This is a genomic window from Pseudomonas hefeiensis (assembly GCF_030687835.1).
GTDB classification, from domain to species: Bacteria; Pseudomonadota; Gammaproteobacteria; order Pseudomonadales; family Pseudomonadaceae; genus Aquipseudomonas; species Aquipseudomonas hefeiensis.
In genome coordinates this window covers 484,039-506,529 of record NZ_CP117449.1, presented here as the reverse complement: position 1 = coordinate 506,529, position 22,491 = coordinate 484,039, and the positions used below count along the sequence as shown (strand labels likewise).

The following is a 22,491-nucleotide window of genomic DNA, read 5'->3' as shown; positions in this document are numbered from 1 at the left end:
CCATCTGCTCATTCTTGCTTGAGAACCGCCAAATACTATGTCCATGACTCCCCGCGAAATCGTCCACGAACTCAACCGCCATATCATCGGCCAGGACGATGCCAAGCGCGCCGTCGCCATCGCCCTGCGTAACCGCTGGCGCCGGATGCAGCTGCCTGAAGAGCTGCGCGTTGAAGTGACCCCCAAGAACATCCTGATGATCGGCCCGACCGGTGTCGGTAAAACCGAGATCGCCCGTCGCCTGGCCAAACTCGCCAACGCGCCGTTCATCAAGGTCGAAGCCACCAAGTTCACCGAAGTCGGTTATGTCGGTCGCGACGTCGAATCGATCATCCGCGACCTGGCCGATGCCGCCATCAAGCTGCTGCGCGAACAGGAAATCACCAAGGTCCGCCACCGTGCCGAAGATGCCGCCGAAGAGCGCATCCTCGATGCACTGCTGCCGCCGGCGCGCATGGGCTTCAACGCCGAGTCCGCGGCGACCCAGGATTCCAACACCCGCCAGCTGTTCCGCAAGCGCCTGCGCGAAGGCCAACTGGACGACAAGGAAATCGAGATCGAGGTGGCCGAAATGGCCGGCGTCGACATCTCCGCGCCGCCGGGCATGGAGGAAATGACCAATCAATTGCAAAGCCTGTTCGCCAACATGGGCAAGGGCAAGCGCAAGAACCGCAAGCTCAAGGTCAAGGAAGCGCTGAAACTGGTTCGCGATGAAGAAGCCAGTCGCCTGGTCAACGAAGAAGAATTGAAAGCCAAGGCCCTGGAGGCCGTCGAGCAGCACGGCATCGTGTTCATCGACGAAATCGACAAGGTCGCCAAGCGCGGCAATGTCGGCGGTGCCGATGTGTCCCGCGAAGGCGTGCAACGCGACCTGCTGCCGCTGATCGAAGGCTGCACGGTCAACACCAAGCTGGGCATGGTCAAGACCGACCACATCCTGTTCATCGCCTCCGGTGCGTTCCACCTGAGCAAACCCAGTGACCTGGTGCCCGAGCTGCAGGGTCGCCTGCCGATCCGTGTCGAGCTCAAGGCACTGACGCCGGAAGACTTCGAACGCATCCTGAGTGAGCCCCATGCGTCCCTGACCGAACAGTATTGTGCCCTGCTCAAGACTGAAGGCCTGAACATCGAGTTCGCACCGGAAGGCATCAAACGTCTGGCGCAGATCGCCTGGCAGGTCAACGAGAAGACCGAGAACATCGGCGCCCGTCGCCTGCACACGCTGCTCGAACGCCTGCTCGAAGAAGTCTCGTTCAGCGCCGGCGACCTGGCCAGCGCTCACGACGAAGCACCGATCATCATCGATGCCGAGTACGTCAACAGCCACCTGGGTGAATTGGCAGAGAACGAAGACCTGTCGCGGTATATCCTGTAAGTAGCAATTACAGGCGAACGCAGACCTGTGGGAGCGGGCTGTGTGGGAGCAAAGCTTGCTCGCGATCCAGGCGCTGCGGTCCTCAAGAGACCGCGGCGTTTTCATCGCGGGCAAGCCTTGCTCCCACACAGCCCGCTCCCACATTCGACGGTGTCGCTTTATCGATCAAGGCGTCCTTCAGAGACGGATCCCAAGCCATGACCAAACTCCCCAGCGCCATCAACCTGCACAAAGCCTCCAAGACCCTGACGCTCAAATACGCACCGGACGAGGAGTATCACCTGCCCGCCGAATTCTTGCGGGTGCACTCGCCTTCCGCCGAGGTCCAGGGCCACGGCAAACCGATCCTGCAATACGGAAAAATCGGCGTCGGCCTGACCAAGGTCGAGCCGGCCGGCCAGTACGCACTGAAACTGACCTTCGACGACGGCCACGACAGCGGATTGTTCACCTGGGACTACCTGTACCAGTTGGCGGTACGCCAAGAGGACCTGTGGAACGACTATCTTGCCGAACTCAAGGCGGCCGGAAAAACCCGCGACCCGAACGAGTCAGTCGTCAAGCTGATGCTCTAACTCAAGGGCTGGCGCTTTAGGGCGAATTTTCTAAACTCATCTGCTTGAATGCCCCCGCGGCAACGTCAATGACTGGCCTGCTTGCGAAAAAAATTAAACTCGGGTAACCAATGGAGCTGGCAAGTTCCCTGCAGTGGAATCGGCGAATTCCTTGCACACGTTTCCTCATTGCCTCGATGCGGAATTAACGGTCACCCGAGCAGCGTACCTGGTATTGGCTGTGGGCTTTCTGGCATGGCCCAGGTACTCGTCTGAAGGACAATGGAGCGTCGTAGATGAGCAACAAGAACAACGATGACCTGAAGTACCAGGCCTCGGAAAATACCCTGGGGTTGAATCCTGTCGTCGGCTTGCGCAGAAAAGATCTGCTGGCCTCTGCCCGAATGGTGCTGACCCAGGCCATCAAACAACCGTTGCACAGCGTCAAGCACGTCGCCCATTTCGGCGTCGAACTCAAGAACGTCCTGTTCGGCAGATCCGAACTGCAACCTGCGGGCGATGACCGTCGCTTCAACGACCCGGCCTGGAGCCAGAACCCGCTCTACAAACGCTATCTGCAAACCTACCTGGCGTGGCGCAAGGAGCTGCACGCCTGGATCGACGACAGCAGCCTTTCGCCCCAGGACATCAGCCGCGGTCACTTCGTGATCAACCTGATGACCGAAGCCATGGCCCCGACCAATTCGGCAGCCAACCCGGCGGCGGTCAAACGCTTCTTCGAAACCGGCGGCAAGAGCCTGCTGGACGGCCTTTCGCACCTGGCCAAGGACCTGGTAAACAACGGCGGGATGCCGAGCCAGGTCGACATGGGCGCATTCGAAGTCGGCAAGAGCCTGGGCGTGACGGAAGGCGCCGTGGTGTTTCGCAACGACGTGCTGGAGTTGATCCAGTACCGGCCCATCACCGAACAGGTCCATGAGCGCCCACTGCTGGTGGTACCGCCGCAGATCAACAAGTTCTATGTCTTCGACCTGAGCCCGGACAAGAGCCTGGCGCGCTTCTGCCTGCGCAGCAACGTGCAGACGTTCATTGTCAGCTGGCGCAACCCCACCAAGGAGCAGCGCGAGTGGGGCCTGTCGACGTATATCGAAGCGCTCAAGGAAGCGGTGGACGTGGTCACGGCCATCACCGGCAGCAAGGATGTGAACATGCTCGGTGCCTGCTCGGGCGGCATCACCTGCACCGCGCTACTGGGGCACTACGCCGCCCTGGGCGAGAAGAAGGTCAACGCCCTGACCTTGCTGGTGAGCGTGCTCGACACCACCCTGGACACCGACGTGGCGCTGTTCGTCGACGAGCAGACCCTGGAAGCGGCCAAGCGTCACTCCTATCAGGCCGGCGTGCTCGAAGGTCGCGACATGGCCAAGGTCTTCGCCTGGATGCGTCCCAACGACCTGATCTGGAACTACTGGGTCAACAACTATCTGCTGGGCAACGAACCGCCGGTGTTCGACATCCTGTTCTGGAACAACGACACCACCCGGCTGCCGGCGGCGTTCCATGGCGACCTCATCGAGATGTTCAAGAACAACCCGCTGATCCGGCCCAATGCACTGGAAGTGTGCGGTACACCGATCGACCTCAAGCAGGTCACCGCCGACATCTTCTCCCTCGCCGGCACCAACGACCACATCACCCCGTGGAAGTCCTGCTACAAGTCCGCGCAACTGTTTGGCGGCAAGGTGGAGTTCGTGTTGTCGAGCAGCGGTCACATCCAAAGCATCCTCAACCCACCGGGCAACCCCAAGTCGCGCTACATGACCAGCGAGGACATGCCGACCAAGGCCGAGGACTGGCAGGAGAACTCCACCAAACACACCGACTCCTGGTGGCTGCATTGGCAGGCGTGGCAGGCAGAGCGCTCGGGGAAACTGAAGAAGGCCCCCACGGTGTTGGGCAACAAGACTTATCCAGCGGGAGAAGCGGCGCCCGGCACTTATGTGCATGAGCGGTAACTGATGCAACTCGTCTGCTGTGGTCGTGAGGTTGCTCACGAAAGCACGTCAACAGCCGACATTAATTGTTGAATGCAAGGCCGTCTTCGCGAGCAAGCCCGCTCCCACATTGGTTTTGCTGCGAACATGAGTTTGGAGTTCGCAGCCGATCAAGTGTGGGAGCGGGCTTGCTCGCGAAGGCCGCGACTCGGTCCGACAGACCGAACACAGGTAAACCGAGACATGACCCACAGGGCTTGAAGCATGCCGCAACCGTACATCTTCCGTACCGTCGATCTGGATGGCCAGACCTTGCGCACCGCGGTACGTCCCGGCAAGCCTCATTTGACGCCCCTGCTGATTTTCAACGGCATCGGCGCCAACCTTGAGCTGGTGTTCCCGTTCATCCAGGCCCTGGACCCGGACCTGGAAGTCATCGCCTTTGACGTGCCCGGCGTTGGCGGCTCGTCGACGCCCAGCCGGCCCTATCGCTTTCCCGGCCTGGCAAAACTCACCGCGCGGATGCTCGATTACCTCGATTACGGGCAGGTCAACGTGATCGGCGTGTCCTGGGGCGGCGCCCTGGCCCAGCAATTTGCCCATGACTACCCTGAGCGCTGCAAAAAGCTGGTGCTGGCGGCCACCGCCGCTGGCGCGGTGATGGTGCCGGGCAAACCGAAAGTGCTGTGGATGATGGCAAGTCCTCGACGCTATGTGCAGCCGTCCCACGTTATGCGCATCGCCCCACTGATCTACGGCGGCTCGTTCCGCCGTGACCCAAGCCTGGCGGCCAGTCACGCGGCCAAGGTTCGTTCGGCCGGCAAGCTGGGTTATTACTGGCAACTGTTCGCCGGCCTGGGCTGGACCAGCATCCACTGGCTGCACAAGATCCACCAGCCGACCCTGGTGCTGGCCGGCGACGACGATCCGCTGATCCCGTTGATCAACATGCGCATGCTGGCCTGGCGCATCCCCAACGCCCAACTGCACATCATCGACGACGGTCATCTGTTCCTGATTACCCGGGCCGAGGCTGTGGCGCCGATCATCATGAAGTTTCTGGAGGAAGAACGTCAGCGCGCGGTCATGCACCCGCATCCCGCGCCGCTGGGTGGCGGCTGACACCGCCCAAAAGCGCCTGGCAGGACGCCGGATCGCGCAACTACCCGAAACAGCGACTATGTTGTCTGGTTCGGTGTGTTTGTTTTTAGCCTGATGACGAAGGAGTTGACTCATGCGCGACAAACCGGCGAAGGGTTCCATGCCCGCCCCTGCCAACTTCATCAATGCACAAAGTGCGGTCACCGGCCTGCGGGGCAGGGACCTGCTTTCCACCCTGCGCAGCGTTGCCGCACACAGCTTGCGCAACCCGCTGCACAGCGCCCGGCATGCGTTGAAGCTGGGCAACCAGTTGGGCCGCGTGCTGCTAGGGGAAACCCTGCACCCGACCAACCCCAACGACAAGCGCTTCGCCGATCCCACCTGGGAGCTGAATCCGTTCTATCGTCGTAGCCTGCAGGCCTACCTGAGCTGGCAGAAACAGATGAAGAGCTGGATCGACGAATGCGACATGAGCCCCGATGACCGTGCCCGGGCTCACTTCGCTTTCGCCCTGCTCAATGATGCCGTATCGCCTTCCAACACCCTGCTCAACCCGCTGGCGGTCAAGGAGCTGTTCAACTCCGGCGGTACCAGCCTGATTCGTGGCATCAGCCACCTGGTGGACGACCTGCTGCACAACGACGGGCTGCCGAGGCAAGTCACGCCCCATGCCTTCGAAGTCGGCAAGACCCTGGCGACCACATCGGGGGCGGTGGTGTTTCGCAACGAAATGCTCGAGCTGATCCAGTACAAGTCCATGAGCGAAAAGCAATACGCCAAGCCGTTGCTGATCGTGCCGCCGCAGATCAACAAGTTCTACATCTTCGACCTGAGCCCTTCCAACAGCTTCGTCCAGTACGCCCTGAAAAACGGTTTGCAGGTGTTCATCATCAGTTGGCGTAACCCCGATGTACGTCACCGCGAATGGGGCCTGTCCAGCTATGTCGAGGCGACGGAAGAGGCCATGAATGTCTGCCGGGCGATCACCGGTGCCCGCGAGGTCAACCTGATGGGGGCCTGCGCTGGCGGCATGACCATCGCCGCCCTGCAAGGCCATCTGCAAGCCAAGCGCCAACTGCGCCGGGTCGCCAGCGCCACTTACCTGGTGAGCCTGCTGGACAGCCAGATGGAGAGCCCGGCCACGCTGTTCACTGACGAGCAGACCCTTGAGGCCGCCAAGCGCCGTTCCTACCAGAAAGGCATCCTCGATGGCCGCGACATGGCCCGGGTGTTTGCCTGGATGCGCCCCAATGACCTGATCTGGACTTATTTCATCAATAACTACCTGCTGGGCAAGGAGCCGCCGGCGTTCGACATCCTCTACTGGAACAACGACTGCACCCGACTGCCGGCGGCCTACCATGGCGATCTGTTGGACTTTTTCAAGCACAACCCCCTGACCCAACCCGGCGGCCTGGAAGTGTGCGGCACACCAATCGACCTGCGCAAAGTGACGGTGGACAGCTTCAGCGTGGCGGGCATCAATGACCACATCACGCCATGGGATGCGGTTTATCGTTCCACGTTGCTGCTGGGTGGCGAACGACGCTTCGTGCTGTCCAACAGCGGCCACGTCCAGAGCATCCTCAACCCGCCGGGCAACCCCAAGGCCAATTACGTCGAAAACCCGAAACTGAGCAGCGACCCGCGAGCCTGGTATTACGATGCCAAGCATGTCGAAGGCAGTTGGTGGGCCCAGTGGCTGGGTTGGGTCCAGGAGCGCTCCGGCGCCCAGCGCGAAACACAGATGACCCTGGGCAACGCGAACTACCCGCCCCTGGAGGCGGCGCCGGGGACCTATGTGCGCGTGCGCTAGGGGCTCACTCCACGGCCAGGCACTGGCCCGTGGCACGATTTCCATCACTAAGAAGACCGGATGAAAACCCGCGACCGCATTCTTGAATGCGCCCTGCAGTTGTTCAATGAGAAGGGCGAACCGAACGTTTCCACCATGGAAGTCGCCAACGAAATAGGCATCAGCCCAGGCAACCTCTATTACCACTTTCATGGCAAGGAGCCCCTCATCCTCGGTTTGTTCGAGCGTTTCCAGGGCGAGCTGGCACCGCTGCTGGACCCACCGGCAGATGTACAACTGGCGCCGGAGGACTATTGGCTGTTCCTGCACCTGATCGTCGAACGCCTGGCTCAATACCGTTTTCTGTTCCAGGACCTGTCGAACCTGGCCGGACGCCTGCCGAAACTGGCCAAGGGCATCCGCCAGTTGCTCAACGCCCTGAAACGCACCCTGGCCTCGCTGTTGGCGCAACTCAAGGCCCAGGGGATGCTGGTCAGCGACACCCAGGCATTGGGGCAACTGGTGGAACAGATCACCATGACCCTGCTGTTCTCGCTGGACTATCAGCGCATCCTCGACCGCGAGGGTGAGGTTCGACTGGTGGTCTATCAGGTCATGATGCTGGTGGCCCCACACCTGCCACCCGCGACCAAGGTGGCGACCGAACGATTGGCTCTGCGATACCTGGAAGAGCACGACTAACGACCAGCAGTGGAAGATCCATTGTGGGAGCGAGCCTGCTCGCGATGACGGCCGCACATCCAATATCAATGTGGCTGACACACCGTTATTCGCGAGCAGGCTCGCTCCCACATTGTTTTCTGGATGATTTCAATATTTGCATCACCACCACCCCCCTGTGGGAGCGGGTTTGCTCGCGAAAGCGGTGGATCAGCCAACATCAATATTGAATGAACGACTGCTTTCGCGAGCAAGCCCGCTCCCACAGGTTGGATCTGCGGTGCATTCAAATGCCCATGCACACAAAAACGCCCGACCTCCACAGGCCGGGCGTTTTTGCAGGTCCTCCAAAATCAGGACTGGGGGGTAGGCGTCGTTGAAACCGGCGCTGGGGTTGGAGTGGCAGCCGGCGTCGGAGCCGACGCGGAGTTCGCCGGGCTCGTCGGGGTAGCCGGTTTGGCGGCCGCGGTCGGCGCCTTCGGTGCAGCTGCTTTTGGCGCGGCCGGCTTTTTCACGGCCGGTTTTTTCGCCGCAGCAGGTTTGGCCGCCGCTTTTGCTGCAGGCTTGGCGGCTGGTTTCGCTGCCGGTTTGGCCGCCGCGGTTTTAGCAGCGGGTTTGGCGGCAGGCTTGGCTGCCGCTTTGGCCGCAGGCTTGGCCGCTACCGGTTTGGCTGCCGTCTTGGCGGCAGGTTTAGCCGCTGCGGTTTTCGCCGCCGGTTTGGCCGCTGCTTTTGCCGCAGGTTTAGCGACGGTTTTCGCCGCGGCCTTGACCAATGGTTTGGCGGCCGGCTTGGTGGCAGGCTTGGTGGCAGGCTTGGCTGCCGCAGTCTTGGCTGCCACTGGCGCGACCTTGGCGCCGGTGAGTTTTTCGATCTGCTTGGTCAGGGTATCGACCTTGCTGTGCAGCGCCTTGACTTCATTGCGGCTCGGCACGCCCAGACGTGAGATCGCGCTGTTCAGGCGCTTGTCGAAAGCCCCTTCCAGTTCGTCCCATTTGCCCATCGCCCGATCCTTCACGCCGCCCATTCGCGACTTGGCGGACTCGGCAGAGCCCTTGGCGGCATCGACCTGTTTGCCGACCGCCGTCTTGGTGAGTTTTTCGGCCTTCTCGCCGTCCTTAACCAGGGACTCGAAGAGTTTGCTGCCGTCAGTGTCGATCTTCGAGTACACGCCTAAACCAGCAAGCCAGATTTTGCGGGAATACTTTTCAATCTTCCCGGCCCACGAGCTGCCTTCTTTTTCGGTAATTTTTTTGCCAGCCATCCCGTTCTCCTTAATGTTTACGCGCGACACGTTCGAGCAATGCCGTCAGCTCATCGAGCTTAGCAGAGAGTGTCTCAACGTCATGTTTAGACGGAATGCCGATACGATTCAAGGCACTTGCAACACGGGCGTCGAAGACCTTCTCGACTTTGTCGAGCTGTACTTCAACCCGGGCCTTGAATGTATTGACGTCGGTCTTGGCTTCAATCAGTTCGCTGTTGGCCGCTTCAAGTTTTCCGGCAATGTTCTTTTTACCTTTGGTTTCAACAACTTCACCGGCTTTTACCAGTTCCTGGAAGTACTCGCTGCCTTCCTGACCGACCTTGGTGTAGGCGCCCAGGCCAGCCAGCCAGATTTTGCGCGCGTAGGTTTTCACGTCGCTGAGCGTGGAAGATTCAACGTCGGTTTTTTTCTTCAAAATAACTTTGGCCATGGTGCACCTCACTCGATAACAGGTTTGAGGAACTGCCCGTACACGGTCGGGCTCAGGCACAAAGTAGTGACAATAATTAGAAACGGCACCCTAACAACTGACACAAAACCTGAGGGCGATGACTTCCCTGTGGGAGCGAGCCTGCTCGCGATAGCGATGGACCAGCAACATTGATGTTGAATGACACACTGCAATCGCGAGCAGGCTCGCTCCCACATTTGGATCGTGGTGAACTTCAGCTCTGTACCCACCCCCAATCAATCAAACCAACGCTTTATCCAAAGCTTTTTCAATTTCCGTCTTGATCGTGCCACTCATGGCCGACATCAACATGCCCAGTTCGACATCGACACGGATCGAGTCCTCGCCCACATGCACCTCGCCGTTGACCCCGGAGCGCTTGAGCTTCAGCGTGTCGCCCGACCACTGCGGCGCCAGGCCGTAGCTGTCGGACAGTTTTTGCGCCAACTGGTCGGCTTTTGCGCGGGCCGCTTCCTTGCCCAGGCCATGGGCACGCTCAACTGTTATACGGGCCATCTGATGACTCCTTTTTATCGGGACTTGCCTGTACGTTTCTGACCCTGGCTGCGTCAAAACGTCCCGGCGGTCGCCCATCTTACCTTCAGGCTTGCCAAGACAAAGCCCTCCACCGGGATTAGAATGTCCCGCATTCTTTTTTGGTGACAGCGATATGACTGATCAGCGCAAAGGCAGCGATGCCGAACCCACCACTCACTTCGGCTTCAAGAACGTGCCGGAAAGCCAGAAGGCGGAAAAAGTCGCTGAGGTTTTCCACTCGGTAGCCGCCAAATATGACTTGATGAACGATCTGCTCTCGGGTGGCATGCACCGTCTGTGGAAGCGTTTCGCGATCGAGCTGTCGGGTGTGCGCAGCGGTAATCGCGTGCTGGACATCGCCGGTGGCACGGGCGACCTGACGAAGAAGTTTTCCCACATTGTCGGGCCGGCCGGTCAGGTGGTGCTCGCCGACATCAACGAGTCCATGCTCAAGGTCGGTCGTGACCGCCTGCTGGACCTGGGTGTGGCCGGCAATGTCGAGTTCGTCCAGGCCGACGCCGAGAAGCTGCCCTTCCCCGACAACCATTTCGACTGCGTCACCATCGCCTTCGGCCTGCGCAACGTCACCCATAAGGAAGACGCCCTGCGCTCGATGCTGCGAGTACTCAAGCCCGGCGGCCGCCTGCTGGTGCTGGAATTCTCCAAACCGACCAACAGGCTGATGTCCAAGGCCTACGACGCTTACTCGTTCGCCTTCATGCCACTGATGGGCAAGCTGATCACCAACGACTCGGAAAGCTATCGCTACCTGGCCGAATCGATCCGCATGCACCCGGACCAGGAAACCCTGAAGTCGATGATGGTCGAGGCCGGTTTCGACCGCGTGACCTACCACAACATGACCTCGGGCATCGTGGCCCTGCACCGCGGTATCAAGCCCTGATGCTGCTCACCGGCCTGCTTGCCAGCGTCGAACTGGGCGTCAATCGCGTCCTGCGCCTGGACAGTACGGCGCTTGCGCGCCTGGCACGCTTGAGCGGCCAGGTGATTGCCGTGGACTGCCGCAGCCCGGCGTTGCAACTGTTCATCCTGCCCAGCGACGAAGGCCTGATGCTCGCCGCACACTGGGAAGCCGAGGCACACTGCACCCTGCGCGCCCCGGCATCGAGCCTGGTGAACCTGGCCCTGAGCAAGGACAAGACCGCCGTGTTGCACGGTCCTGAGGTGGAACTCGACGGCGACAGCGGCGTACTGCTGGAGCTGGCGGCGATTCTCCAGGACCTGGAGCTGGACTGGGAATATGAAGTGTCCCGCTGGCTCGGGCCGGTGGCCACTCAGTTACTCAGTGGCCATTTGCGCAGCCGCACTCGCTGGTATCGCCAGGGCTTCGCCAGCCTGGGGCAGAATCTGAGTGAATACCTGGCCGAGGAATCGCGTACTCTCGTAGGCCAACGCGAAGCCGACGCCCGCTTTAATGAACTGGACCAGATCAAACTTGACCTGGAACGTCTCGAGGCGCGTTTCGAGCGCCTTTCCCGCTCCCTTGAAACCAAGCGATAACGCATGAAGCTGCTTGCCGTCCGCCGTTTGTTGCGCATCCAGCGCGTCGTGATTCGTTACCGCCTCGATGACCTGCTGTTCGCCCTGCCGCTGCCCTGGTTTTTGCTGGCGCTACGCTTCGTGCTGCCGTGGCGCTGGTTTCCCCGGCGAACGCTGGACCTGAGTCGCGGTGCACGCCTGCGCCTGGCCTTGCAGGACCTGGGGCCAATCTTCATCAAGTTTGGGCAGATCCTCTCGACCCGTCGCGACCTGTTGCCCGAAGACATCGCCGATGAACTGATGATGCTTCAAGACCGCGTGCCGCCGTTCGATTCGAAAGTGTCGGTGGCCCTGATCGAAGAGCAGCTGGGCAAGAAGATCAGCGAAGTGTTCAGCCGTTTCGACGTCGAGCCGTTGGCCTCGGCCTCCGTGGCCCAGGTTCACGCTGCGCAGCTCAAAAGCGGCGAAGAAGTGGTGGTAAAAGTTATCCGCCCGGGCCTCAAGCCGATCATTGCCCAGGACCTGGCGTGGCTGTTTATCCTCGCCAGGGCCGCCGAGCGGCTGTCGGCCGATGCACGCCTGTTGCACCCGGTTGACGTGGTCCTGGACTACGAAAAAACCATCTACGACGAACTCGACCTGCTGCGCGAAGCCGCCAACGCCAGCCAACTGCGCCGTAACTTCGAAGGCTCGCCGCTGCTCTATGTGCCGCAAGTCTATTGGGACTGGTGTCGTCCGAAAGTGCTGGTGATGGAGCGCATCTACGGCATCCAGGTGACCGACCTGGAAACCCTGGCCGACCAGCGCACCGACATGAAACTGCTGGCCGAACGCGGCGTGGAGATTTTCTTCACCCAAGTGTTCCGTGACAGCTTCTTCCACGCCGACATGCACCCGGGCAACATCTTCGTCAGCACCGTGCAGCCCTGGAGCCCGCAATACATTGCCATCGACTGTGGCATCGTCGGCAGCCTGACCCCCGAAGACCAGGACTATCTGGCCCGCAACTTGTTCGCCTTCTTCAAGCGCGACTACCGCCGCGTCGCACAACTGCACATCGACTCTGGCTGGGTGCCGGCCGAGACCAAACTCAACGAATTCGAAGCGGCGATCCGCACCGTATGCGAACCGATCTTCGAAAAACCGTTAAAAGATATTTCATTCGGCCAGGTGCTGATGCGCCTGTTCCAGACCGCGCGTCGCTTCAACATGGAGGTTCAGCCGCAGCTGGTACTGTTGCAGAAAACCTTGCTGAACATCGAAGGCCTCGGTCGCCAGCTATACCCGGATCTGGACCTGTGGAACACCGCCCAGCCGTTCCTCGAACGCTGGATGCGCGAGCGCGTGAGCCCCAAGACCCTGCTGGGCAACGTACAGAGCCAGTTCGAGCAGATCCCGCACCTGGCCAACATGACCCGCGACCTGCTCGAACGCATGTCCCAACCCCACGCCCGCGACCCCGCGCCGCCGTGGAAAGAGCGCGGGGACGACTGGTTCATGCGCCTGCTCGGCGCCGCTCACCTGGGTGGCGGTGCGGTATTGGCGAGCGGGGGGCCGTTGAGCCAACTGGGTCACTGGCCCGCCGGCATCATGGTCATCGTTGGTTTGTATCTGGTCGTTCGTCGATAGCCAGCACCGGTTCACGCTGGCACACTGTTTCAAGGCTGGGCCGTCGACTTCAGATGCACGGCCCATTGTCGGAGTCGAAGATGAAAAACTGGCAGGACGAGATCAAATGGGACGCTGACGGCCTGGTGCCGGCCATCGCCCAGGATCACAAGACCGGGCGCGTGCTGATGATGGCCTGGATGAACCGCGAAGCGCTGGCCCTGACCGCCGCCGAGAACCGCGCCATCTATTGGTCACGTTCCCGTGGCAAGCTGTGGCGCAAGGGCGAGGAGTCCGGGCACGTGCAGCACCTGCACGAGATGCGCCTGGACTGCGACGGCGACGTCATCATCCTGATGGTCGAGCAAGTCGGTGAGATCGCCTGCCATACCGGCCGTCAAAGCTGCTTCTATCGTGTCTTCGAGAACGGCGACTGGAAAACCGTCGACCCGGTGCTCAAGGACCCGCATGCCATTTATTCAGGACATCCCCATGAGTGACACCCTGACCCGCCTGGCCCAGGTGCTGGAAGAGCGCAAAGGCGCAGCGGCCGACAGCTCCTATGTCGCCAGCCTGTACCACAAGGGTTTGAACAAAATTCTGGAAAAGGTCGGTGAAGAGTCGGTCGAGACCATCATCGCCGCCAAGGACGCCGCCATCAGCGGTGACTGCAGCGACGTGATCTACGAGACCGCCGACCTGTGGTTCCATAGCCTGGTCATGCTTGCCCAACTGGGGCAACACCCGCAGGCTGTACTGGATGAACTGGACCGTCGCTTCGGTCTGTCCGGACACGTCGAGAAAGCCTCGCGTCCGTCCGCCTGATCAACTTACAAGAGGAATAGCCACATGGGTATTTTTGACTGGAAACACTGGGTCGTCATTCTGGTGGTCGTGGTCCTGGTGTTCGGCACCAAGAAACTCAAGAACCTGGGCACTGACGTTGGCGAGTCGATCAAGGGCTTTCGCAAGGCCATGAACGACGACGAAAAACCGGCCGACCCGGCAGCAACACCCGCTCAACCGGCGCAGCCGACCCAACCGGTACACCCACAGGCCACTCAACCTGTGAATGCCCCGCACACCATCGATGTGCAGGCACAGAAAGTCGAAGAGCCGGCCCGCAAAGACTCGTGAGCACTGACTAATGTTTGGGATCAGCTTCACTGAACTGCTGCTCGTCGGCCTCGTTGCCCTGCTGGTGCTGGGCCCCGAGCGGCTGCCGGGCGCTGCGCGCACCGCAGGTCTATGGATCGGGCGGCTCAAGCGCAGTTTCAATGCGATCAAACAGGAAGTTGAACGTGAAATCGGGGCCGACGACATTCGTCGGCAACTTCACAACGAACACATTCTGTCCTTGGAGCAGGAAGCGCGGAAAATCTTCACCCCGACCCAGCAGGAGCCGACACCGGTTCAGCCAGCGGTCGAGCCGACGATTGCCCCACAGGCGCCGGTGGATGACACGCCGCCTGTGGGATCCGAGCCCGCGAACCCCGTGGAGCCCGCCCCGACAGTGGCAACGCCAGCAGTTCCCAACGACCCTACTTTGCCGCCGCGAGCCCCATGAGCGATATTCCTGAAAACGACCAGCCGATGCCGCTGGTATCGCACCTCACCGAGTTGCGCACCCGCCTGTTGCGCTGTGTGGCGGCGATTTTCGTCATCTTCGCCGGGCTGTTTGCCTTCACCCAACAGATCTACACCTTCGTTTCCACACCGCTGCGTCAGTACCTGCCGGAAGGCGCGACGATGATCGCCACCGACGTGTCGTCACCGTTCCTGACGCCGCTCAAGCTGACGATGATGGTCTCGCTGTTCCTGGCGATCCCGGTGATCCTGCACCAGATCTGGGGCTTCATCGCGCCAGGCCTGTACAAGCATGAAAAACGCATCGCCGTGCCGCTGCTGATGTCCAGCATTCTGCTGTTCTACACCGGCATGGCCTTCGCCTATTACCTGGTGTTCCCGCTGATCTTCAAGTTCTTCGCCGCCGCCACGCCCGCGGGCGTGGAAATGATGACCGACATCACCAGTTACCTGGATTTCGTCATGACGCTGTTCTTCGCCTTCGGCGTGGCGTTCGAAATCCCGGTAGCCGTGGTGCTGCTGGTGTGGATCGGCGTGGTCGACGTTGCGTACCTGAAGAAAATCCGTCCGTACGTGATCATCGGCTGCTTCGTGGTCGGCATGATCCTGACCCCGCCGGACATTTTCTCCCAGACCCTGCTGGCCGTGCCGATGTGGCTGCTGTTCGAGATCGGCATCCTGTTCGGCGGCCTGGTGCGCAAGCGCCGGGAAGAAGCAGACGATCAACCGGTCGACGACCATAACGACCAGCCGCCAGCGACCCAAGCGTGAACCTGCTGCTGCTTGAAGAGGCCGACTTCATCGGGCCCGACCGCGTCGTGCTGAGCGATCGCCGCTTGACCCACATGCAGCAAGTGCACCGCAGCGCCGTCGGCGACAGCCTGCGGGTCGGGCGTATCGGCGGGTTGATGGGCACGGCCCAGGTGCTGCGCCTGGAAGCCCGCGAAGCCGAACTGCAAGTGACACTCGACCAACCTGCGCCAGCCAAGCTGCCGCTGACGCTGGTACTGGCCTTGCCTCGACCAAAAATGCTCCGGCGGGTGTTCCAGACCATCGCCACCATGGGTGTGCCGCGCGTGGTGCTGGTCAACAGCTATCGTGTGGAAAAGAGCTTCTGGCAAACCCCATTCCTGGAGCCCGAGGCCATTCGCGAACAACTGATCCTTGGCCTGGAGCAGGCGCGCGACAGCGTGCTGCCAGAGATCATCATCGAAAAGCGCTTCAAGCCCTTCGTTGAAGACCGCCTGCCGGCCATGGCGAACGGCACCCGTGGTCTGGTCGGTCATCCAGGAAACTACCCCCCCTGCCCTCGCGCACTGGACGAATCCGTGACCCTGGCCATCGGCCCCGAAGGCGGCTGGATTCCTTACGAAATTGACCTGCTGGCCAAGGCCGGGCTGCAACCGGTACAACTGGGCGAACGTATCCTGCGCGTCGAAACTGCCGTCACCGCGCTGCTCGCACGGCTGTTCTGAGCCCGCAGCTTGCAAACTTTTTAGGGCAAGCTCCAGGACCCTCAGTTCATTTCTACAGATCCCTCCCGTCCCGCCGATACAGCTCCCATAAAACCAATTCAGTGCAGCAAGGGAGAAATCAGCATGTTCCGAATGCTTACCCAGAGTCTGGGAAACGTAGGCGTCAATCGCAAACTCGGCTTCGGCTTCGGTCTGGTGCTATTTCTAACCTTGATGATCGCTTTCACCGGCTGGAGCGGTCTGGGCAATGTCATCAGCCGTGGCGACAAGCTGGGCTACATTTCCACCCTGAACGAGTTGAGCAAGGACCTGCGCCTGGCGCGCCTGGACTACTACACCACACGGGGCGAGAACGGTCCCCAGGAAGTCAACGATCTGCTAGCCAAACTCGAGGCCGGCCTGACCGCCGCACGCCAGATGATCGAGCAGCCGGCCGACGTGGCGCTGATCGACAAACAGCTGGCCGCCGTGGCCGAGTACAAAAGCGCCTTCGCCGAGATGGCCAACGCCACCGTCAGCCGTGAAGATGCTCGCAGCAAACTCGGCGCCAGTGCCGACAACGCCGTGGCCCGCATCGCCGAAGTTGAAAAAGCGATGCTACAAAGCGAGAACATCGCCCAGTTCAACAACGTGGTATCCCTGAGCAAGGCGATCCAGCAAGCGCGCTACCAGGTTCGCGGCTACACCTACAGCGGCAAAAGCGAAGCCCAGCAACCGGCCCTTGACGCCATTACCGATGCCCTCAAACTTCTTGCACGCCTGCCGGCGCAGTTGCCTGAGGAGCATTCCGCCAACCTGCAGCAGGCCAGCGATTCGATCAACGCCTACCGTGCAGCAGTCAGCCAGTTCCGCGACTCCCAGCTTGATACCGCCGCGGCGCTCAAGCGCATGACCGAGCAAGGCGAGGTATTGCTTGAGTCCAGCAAAAGCCTGACCGTGTCCCAGACCGCCGTGCGCGACCACGACGCCACCAAGGCCAAGACTGTCCTGGTATCGGCTGCCCTGCTGGCCATGTTGTTCGGCGTGATCGCAGCATTGGTCATCACCCGGCAGATCGTCGGCCCGCTGGACCAGACCCTCAAAGTCGCCGAGCGCGTTGCTGCGGGCGACCTGACCCACAACCTCACCTCCGAGCGCCGCGACGAACTGGGCCAATTACAGCGCGCCATGCAGAGCATGACCGTGGGCCTGCGGCAATTGATCGGCGGCATCAGCGACGGCGTTACGCAAATCGCCAGCGCCGCCGAACAACTCTCGGCCGTGACCGAACAGACCAGCGCCGGGGTCAACAGCCAGAAAGTGGAAACCGACCAGGTTGCCACCGCCATGCACGAAATGACCGCCACGGTGCAGGAAGTGGCGCGCAATGCCGAGGAAGCTTCCGAAGCGGCCGTCGCGGCTGACCAGCAGGCACGCGAGGGTGAAAAAGTGGTCGGTGAAGCCATCGCCCAGATCGAACGCCTGGCCGTCGAAGTGGGTAACTCCACCACTGCGATGGGCGACCTCAAGCGCGAAAGCGACAAGATTGGCAGCGTGCTGGACGTGATCAAGTCCGTAGCCCAGCAAACCAACCTGCTGGCCCTTAACGCAGCTATCGAAGCGGCCCGTGCCGGCGAAGCCGGACGTGGTTTCGCGGTGGTGGCTGACGAGGTCCGCAGCCTGGCCCAGCGTACCCAGAAGTCCACTGAAGAAATCGAAGAACTGATCATCGGCCTGCAGTCGGGCACCGAGCAGGTCGCGACCATCATGGACAACAGCCGCAGCCTGACCGACAACAGCGTCGAACTGACCCGCCGCGCCGGTGGATCCCTGGAAAACATCACCCGCACGGTCTCGGCCATTCAGTCGATGAACCAGCAGATCGCTGCGGCGGCTGAGCAGCAGAGTGCTGTGGCCGAAGAGATCAACCGCAGCGTGCTGAACGTACGCGATGTGTCGGAGCAAACTGCGTCGTCCAGTGAAGAGACCGCCGCCTCCAGTGCTGAGCTGGCGCGGTTGGGGGTGCATTTGCAGACGTTGGTGGGGCGGTTCAGGGTTTAACTTGGGGTATGACACACCCACATGGGTTACAAATCAGTTCACGCACATAGGTAACAGTTTTTAACTGGCATGGTCGATTTCACGAGGATCTGACCATGCCCTGAAGAGAGCTGAAACCTATGGACCTTAAAGTGATGTTCATCGCTGATTACCTGTCCAAAAAGCACAGCCCCAGATCAACGTCCACCGCGAGGCGGCCTGATAGCCAACCTGGTTCTTGATGGGGACCGCGTTCCTCCTGTGGGAGCGGGCTTGCTCGCGAAGGCGTTGTAACCGTCGATGAAGATATTGGAGATGACGGCTTCATCGCGAGCAGGCTCGCTCCCACATTAGTTTCGGCCGTTTATAAGATCCGTGCCCACCGCCAATCCTGTGGGAGCAAAGCTTGCTCGCGATGACGATATCACCGTCGATGAAGATGTTGCATGTACTGACCCCTTCGCGAGCAGGCTCGCTCCCACATTAGTCTCGGTCGTTTATAAGATCCGTGCCCACCGCCAGTCCTGTGGGAGCAAAGCTTGCTCGCGATGGCGGTGGGCCAGCTCACATCAATGCTAAATGTGCCGCCGCCTTCGCGAGCAAGCCCGCTCCCACAATTGGATTGGGGTACGATCGTGAGAGCCAGGCCGGCTGTCAGGCCGCCTCGCGAGCAAGCTTTGCTCCCACAGGCCCTGCTCAAACAGATCTGATGGGTGTACGACCGTGAGAGCCAGGCCGGCTGTCAGGCCGCCTCGCGAGCAAGCTTTGCTCCCACAGGCCCTGCTCAAACAGATCTGATGGGTGTACGACCGGGAGAGCCAGGTCGGCTGTCAGGCCGCCTCGCGAGCAAGCTTTGCTCCCACAGGCCCTGCTCAAACAGATCTGATGGGTGTACGACCGGGAGAACCAGGCCGGCTATAAGGCCGCCTCGCGGTGGACGTTGATCTCGGCGCCCCGTTAACCACGCTGGCCGAACGCAGGCATTGTGGAGTGGGCACCTCGGCATGGATGCCGAGGTAGCCGCGCTGGGCCATGGATGGCCCTTCGCGGCGGGCCCACGGAGCAATGCCTTCGTTCGGGCATGCCGAGCCTAGGCGAGGCACCAAGTGGTGGGGCAGAAGCGCTTTGGTTACTTTCGCCTGGGCCGGCTTCCGGATTTTCGAAAGTGACCCGCCGTAAGGGCGGAACCCTAAGTAGCCGTTACCTAAATAACGGATATACATACAAAAACACCTGCGCCCCACAATCCGTCATCCCAAGGCTACGGCGCCTTGCGCCATTGCCTACAACTACGCCAGAATCCGCCGGCTTGTGCGCCTTGGGCCTGGGCTCTAATGTTTGCCAGTCGCTGTCAGTTCAGCGATCGGGTTTAGCAGCTCGGCACAATATCAAGGCACGCAGGTCCGCTTTATGGCGGCTGTGCGTGGGGCACTTCGGTGCGCCGGGTTCCTTGATTCCTGGTCTGCTAACCCGCGTACTGCCGCCACCCTTTTCGTTTAGCAGCGATGTCTGGCGGCTCCATAATCAAGGAGCGTCAATAATGCACAAGGTCACACCCAACCCACCAGAACCAGAAACCGACCCCAAGAAACTCCGGGAAGCCACTGATCGCACGCTCGATTACTACCTGAACCCCAAACAGGCCAAATCCGAGAATAAACCGTCGCCAGACCAGCTCTTCACCGTCGTCGACGGCATCGACACCGAAAGCCTGCTGGCCAACCTCAGCGAAACCCTGGCCTCAGCCGATGCCATGGTTAGCGACCTTGCGTTCGACCTGAAAGGCTCGCGGCGCCATGTTGCCCTCGGCATTCAGCAACTGATCGAGTTGAGTGGCTTGTTGGCGAATCGAGTGCTGGACAAGGTCAATACACAACCCTGACCGCACCACAAATTATGGCGAGGGGAGCTTGCTCTCCCCGCTTGGTAGCGCAGCAACCGCTCTAAAAGCAACGGTCAAAATCTGAAAGCAAACACGATGTTGTGGTGAGGGCATTTAACTTGCCAACCACAACATCTATACCTTGAGATATCGGGTAAGTTAACGCATCGTCAAATCCATCCGGTATCCCGCTCCCGGCACGCCCTCGTGCAGCGCCGCCTGGATTTTTTCATACAGAGCGTTGGCCTCGGCAGTAGTGATTGACCGTGAACAATCACGTAGCACAACGCGCAACAGGACATTTTCCTGATCAGGCAAAAGACCAAGTCGCTCAATAGCTTGCGGTGGCAATTCAGACGAAGCCCAGCGCCCCTTAACCTGCATTTCCTCAATCCAGCCAGAGCAGTCACCAGCGGCCTGTAACATCTTTTCAGTTAGCACTTCCTCACTCAATCCCGGGGTTACCGCTACTGAAATATCTCGAGTAATCGAAGGCAAGCGCGAGACTGCATTCCACGGTCGCAAATCCCGCATCTGGGCTTGCACCCGTTCGTTTGGATCACGCAACAGACGTATATCCGGAATTCCCTTTCGTAGCATAGTCAACCGGTCCAACCCCATTCCCAACGCAAGTCCGCCATGGCGCAGGGGATCGATACCTAACCGGTTCAATAACGAAGTCGCAATAACACCACATTCCAGCACTTCGACAGCAGAGCCATCGTGCATTACGTTCACTTCAATACCGCCTTCGGTGTAGTGATGCGGACTGTCACTGTACACCCAGGCCTTATCGGGAACGGCGGCACGTAAAATATCGCCAACCAAACGCAACAGGTGCTCCCGTGCCGACAGCTCGGGATCACCCAGCACCCATATGTCCATCTGATGCGGCTCGGCACAGTGCCAGCGATCCCGGCTATCGCGGCGAAACGTAATTCCCGGCGCGGCCAGCAAAATCATCTCTCCAGATTTACGTCCTTGAGCCGCGTTCTGAAGTGCGAGAGGAATCTGGCTCGTAGTTTGGGTGCGCAACAGCGAGTGCTCGCTCACCCAGCGAGTGTGTTCACTGCCTAAGGTGATTTCTGCGGGATCGTAGCCGAGTAATCCGTAGTTTTCTTCGGCAGACACAATTCGCGGACCGGTCTGGATCTGCGCAGGAGGCCAGCCGCTACGGATCAACCCTCCAACAACCTCATTCACGATTAGCCGGATCGCATGAACAGGGGCATTCGCCTCCGTTAGATCCACTATTGATAACGCCTGCTGAAGCATTACGTCGGACAAATGTTTTTTTGTACCAGCCATTATCGACCTCTTAATTGGTATCAAATTTGGTTCGAACGACCAAAGCCGAAACCTATCAACACTAGAACGACCTAACAACTTCACAGATCAGATTATGTTATTTTCAGAAGGTAATTACAGAAGACTCCTACACAAATAACCAACCTAAAGCCAGCAACACAAAAAGCAGAATTATTAGTTCTAAAAACATTCTCAAATAGCGATTCCAAAATCAAAAAACATCTGAATAAATAATACGACCCCTTCATCATAAGGGGCACTTAACCCAAAGGAGAAACCATGAAAACCCAAATAGACACTTCGGAGAAGCTTAATCGCCTTACCTCGGGGCCGGAAAATTTCGGATGGGCTCCATTAGCCTGGGCTTACACAGAGGATTAATACCTATTAATCCAGAGGGTGGCATGGATATGCCACCCCATCTTTCACAAGGAGCGAACTCATGTCATCAATGTCCAATATTCATACACTTTTTGGGCCGGAAGATTTTTGGATCCTTGCAGACTCACACAAATTCCTGAATGCGTGCGGCAACCAAGGATTAAATATCCTCCACCTCTCCGAGACCGAAACACTTCCTCGAAACAGCATAATATTTTCTTTTAGTGATAGTGCAGCCAAGCGCACCTTGGAAATCGCGAAAGCCACGCCTGAAAAGAGAAGTATTTTCTGCGCAACACAAGTCTTTGAACCCTCTCATCACTGCGCAAACTACAGCTTGAACTTATTACTAAACAGCGACTTCGAAAAAGCCTTAAAAAGGCAACGATTCATATTAAATATGCTCAACTCTCATAACTCATTTTCGATAAGAGGCAAAGGATCCTGCGGACACCTCACCCTTAATCCCCAAGCCAAGCCCTATGCCTTGATCGACGAGGATATTTCTAACAACTTCATATACTCTGTCGCCGAATTTTTTGAAGTCCATTACGCCCACATTACCCCCCAAGCCCCCTGCCCATTTAATTTCAATGGAAAACTTCGCATCTCTGGGCTTCTGACTGTGTTGAGGAGAGCTAACCCGTTGCTTCCCGAAAACATAAAGTCAAGACTTCAGCAGCTATCAAATACAGTTGCTAAGGGCGGCGGATTACTCACAATCGAAGAGAATAAAATCACATCCCTACAAGTCGGCAACAGCGAACATATAGAAACCTTGAAGTTAGCTAGCGGAATCCGTGGAATCGAGCTAACCGAGTTCGCGATTGGTGTCAACGAGGAAATAGCACCTTTAATAGATTACAAAGTAAACTCTCAGCTAAATGAAGGTATTGACGGTATCCATTTGGCTATTGGGGATGGCTCCAGTGGCTTTCACATTGATTTCCTCAGTCCTGCTGTTAGGGTCACCCCTATTGTTTGATAGCCCTTACAGTTCCTTTAAGTCTGCGTCGA

At 59.2% G+C, this 22,491-nt stretch carries 21 protein-coding genes and 1 pseudogene; 18 read left to right on the top strand and 4 right to left on the bottom strand.

Going from position 1 to position 22,491, the window contains the following annotated elements:
• Positions 1-37: 37 nt before the first annotated feature.
• The 6 genes from hslU (at position 38) to PSH57_RS02170 (ending at position 7,482) form a co-directional block, all read left to right on the top strand.
• Positions 38-1,375 carry an ATP-dependent protease ATPase subunit HslU gene (hslU, locus tag PSH57_RS02195; RefSeq protein WP_305387539.1) on the top strand — a complete coding sequence of 446 codons (1,338 nt, stop codon included), beginning with the start codon at positions 38-40 and terminating at the stop codon, positions 1,373-1,375.
• A 197-nt stretch (positions 1,376-1,572) separates the two neighbouring features.
• Positions 1,573-1,950 (top strand): gamma-butyrobetaine hydroxylase family protein, encoded by a 378-nt coding sequence (locus PSH57_RS02190; protein ID WP_047225977.1) that lies wholly within the window; start codon positions 1,573-1,575, stop codon positions 1,948-1,950.
• Positions 1,951-2,225: 275 nt separating this feature from the next.
• Positions 2,226-3,905: a class II poly(R)-hydroxyalkanoic acid synthase gene (phaC, locus tag PSH57_RS02185; protein ID WP_305387537.1), complete on the top strand. Its 1,680-nt coding sequence runs from the start codon at positions 2,226-2,228 to the stop codon at positions 3,903-3,905.
• A gap of 243 nt (positions 3,906-4,148) precedes the next feature.
• Positions 4,149-5,006: a poly(3-hydroxyalkanoate) depolymerase gene (gene phaZ, locus PSH57_RS02180; RefSeq protein WP_047225979.1), complete on the top strand. Its 858-nt coding sequence runs from the start codon at positions 4,149-4,151 to the stop codon at positions 5,004-5,006.
• 112 nt (positions 5,007-5,118) lie between these two features.
• Positions 5,119-6,801, top strand: a complete 1,683-nt coding sequence (gene phaC, locus PSH57_RS02175; RefSeq protein WP_305444819.1) for a class II poly(R)-hydroxyalkanoic acid synthase — start codon at positions 5,119-5,121, stop codon at positions 6,799-6,801.
• Positions 6,802-6,861: 60 nt separating this feature from the next.
• Complete coding sequence (locus PSH57_RS02170; protein WP_305387534.1) at positions 6,862-7,482, top strand: TetR/AcrR family transcriptional regulator; 621 nt, start codon at positions 6,862-6,864, stop codon at positions 7,480-7,482.
• A 332-nt stretch (positions 7,483-7,814) separates the two neighbouring features.
• Here the strand turns inward: PSH57_RS02170 and PSH57_RS02165 are convergent, their stop codons facing one another.
• From PSH57_RS02165 to PSH57_RS02155, 3 genes are all read right to left on the bottom strand, one after another.
• Positions 7,815-8,723, bottom strand: coding sequence for a phasin family protein (locus PSH57_RS02165; protein ID WP_305416315.1), 909 nt, complete (start codon positions 8,721-8,723; stop codon positions 7,815-7,817).
• 10 nt (positions 8,724-8,733) lie between these two features.
• Positions 8,734-9,156 (bottom strand): phasin family protein, encoded by a 423-nt coding sequence (locus PSH57_RS02160; RefSeq protein WP_076383010.1) that lies wholly within the window; start codon positions 9,154-9,156, stop codon positions 8,734-8,736.
• Positions 9,157-9,417: 261 nt separating this feature from the next.
• The gene (locus PSH57_RS02155; RefSeq protein WP_305416312.1) at positions 9,418-9,693 is read right to left on the bottom strand and encodes a polyhydroxyalkanoic acid system family protein; all 276 of its coding nucleotides are present in this window, start codon (positions 9,691-9,693) and stop codon (positions 9,418-9,420) included.
• Between the two features lie 154 nt (positions 9,694-9,847).
• Here PSH57_RS02155 and ubiE point away from each other — a divergent pair, with 154 nt between their 5' ends.
• The 11 genes and pseudogenes from ubiE (at position 9,848) to PSH57_RS02100 (ending at position 19,785) form a co-directional block, all read left to right on the top strand.
• Positions 9,848-10,618: a bifunctional demethylmenaquinone methyltransferase/2-methoxy-6-polyprenyl-1,4-benzoquinol methylase UbiE gene (gene ubiE, locus PSH57_RS02150; RefSeq protein WP_305416310.1), complete on the top strand. Its 771-nt coding sequence runs from the start codon at positions 9,848-9,850 to the stop codon at positions 10,616-10,618.
• A pseudogene (locus PSH57_RS02145) lies at positions 10,618-11,242 on the top strand (ubiquinone biosynthesis accessory factor UbiJ). Before ubiE ends, PSH57_RS02145 begins: the two are co-directional and overlap by 1 nt.
• The gene (gene ubiB, locus PSH57_RS02140; protein WP_305387529.1) at positions 11,239-12,843 is read left to right on the top strand and encodes a ubiquinone biosynthesis regulatory protein kinase UbiB; all 1,605 of its coding nucleotides are present in this window, start codon (positions 11,239-11,241) and stop codon (positions 12,841-12,843) included. Before PSH57_RS02145 ends, ubiB begins: the two are co-directional and overlap by 4 nt.
• Before the next feature lie 80 nt (positions 12,844-12,923).
• Complete coding sequence (hisI, locus tag PSH57_RS02135) at positions 12,924-13,322, top strand: phosphoribosyl-AMP cyclohydrolase (protein ID WP_047736140.1); 399 nt, start codon at positions 12,924-12,926, stop codon at positions 13,320-13,322.
• Positions 13,315-13,647, top strand: coding sequence for a phosphoribosyl-ATP diphosphatase (locus PSH57_RS02130; protein ID WP_003186671.1), 333 nt, complete (start codon positions 13,315-13,317; stop codon positions 13,645-13,647). The genes hisI and PSH57_RS02130 overlap by 8 nt, the downstream gene beginning before the upstream one ends.
• A 24-nt stretch (positions 13,648-13,671) precedes the next feature.
• Entirely contained in the window at positions 13,672-13,959 is a 288-nt protein-coding gene (locus PSH57_RS02125; RefSeq protein ID WP_305387525.1) for a twin-arginine translocase TatA/TatE family subunit, read from the top strand.
• A 10-nt stretch (positions 13,960-13,969) separates the two neighbouring features.
• Positions 13,970-14,389 carry a Sec-independent protein translocase protein TatB gene (tatB, locus tag PSH57_RS02120; protein WP_305387524.1) on the top strand — a complete coding sequence of 140 codons (420 nt, stop codon included), beginning with the start codon at positions 13,970-13,972 and terminating at the stop codon, positions 14,387-14,389.
• Positions 14,386-15,180, top strand: coding sequence for a twin-arginine translocase subunit TatC (gene tatC, locus PSH57_RS02115; RefSeq protein WP_256229421.1), 795 nt, complete (start codon positions 14,386-14,388; stop codon positions 15,178-15,180). Before tatB ends, tatC begins: the two co-directional genes overlap by 4 nt.
• Positions 15,177-15,884 (top strand): 16S rRNA (uracil(1498)-N(3))-methyltransferase, encoded by a 708-nt coding sequence (locus PSH57_RS02110; RefSeq protein ID WP_305387522.1) that lies wholly within the window; start codon positions 15,177-15,179, stop codon positions 15,882-15,884. The genes tatC and PSH57_RS02110 overlap by 4 nt, the downstream gene beginning before the upstream one ends.
• A 132-nt stretch (positions 15,885-16,016) precedes the next feature.
• Entirely contained in the window at positions 16,017-17,924 is a 1,908-nt protein-coding gene (locus PSH57_RS02105) for a methyl-accepting chemotaxis protein (RefSeq protein ID WP_422766086.1), read from the top strand.
• A 1,519-nt stretch (positions 17,925-19,443) separates the two neighbouring features.
• Entirely contained in the window at positions 19,444-19,785 is a 342-nt protein-coding gene (locus PSH57_RS02100; RefSeq protein ID WP_305387521.1) for a DUF6124 family protein, read from the top strand.
• Positions 19,786-19,944: 159 nt separating this feature from the next.
• Here the strand turns inward: PSH57_RS02100 and srmL are convergent, their stop codons facing one another.
• Positions 19,945-21,093: a PheS-related mystery ligase SrmL gene (srmL, locus tag PSH57_RS02095; RefSeq protein WP_305387519.1), complete on the bottom strand. Its 1,149-nt coding sequence runs from the start codon at positions 21,091-21,093 to the stop codon at positions 19,945-19,947.
• A 442-nt stretch (positions 21,094-21,535) separates the two neighbouring features.
• Here srmL and PSH57_RS02090 point away from each other — a divergent pair, with 442 nt between their 5' ends.
• The gene (locus tag PSH57_RS02090; protein WP_305444816.1) at positions 21,536-22,459 is read left to right on the top strand and encodes a CgnE/CgnB domain-containing protein; all 924 of its coding nucleotides are present in this window, start codon (positions 21,536-21,538) and stop codon (positions 22,457-22,459) included.
• Positions 22,460-22,491: the final 32 nt, after the last annotated feature.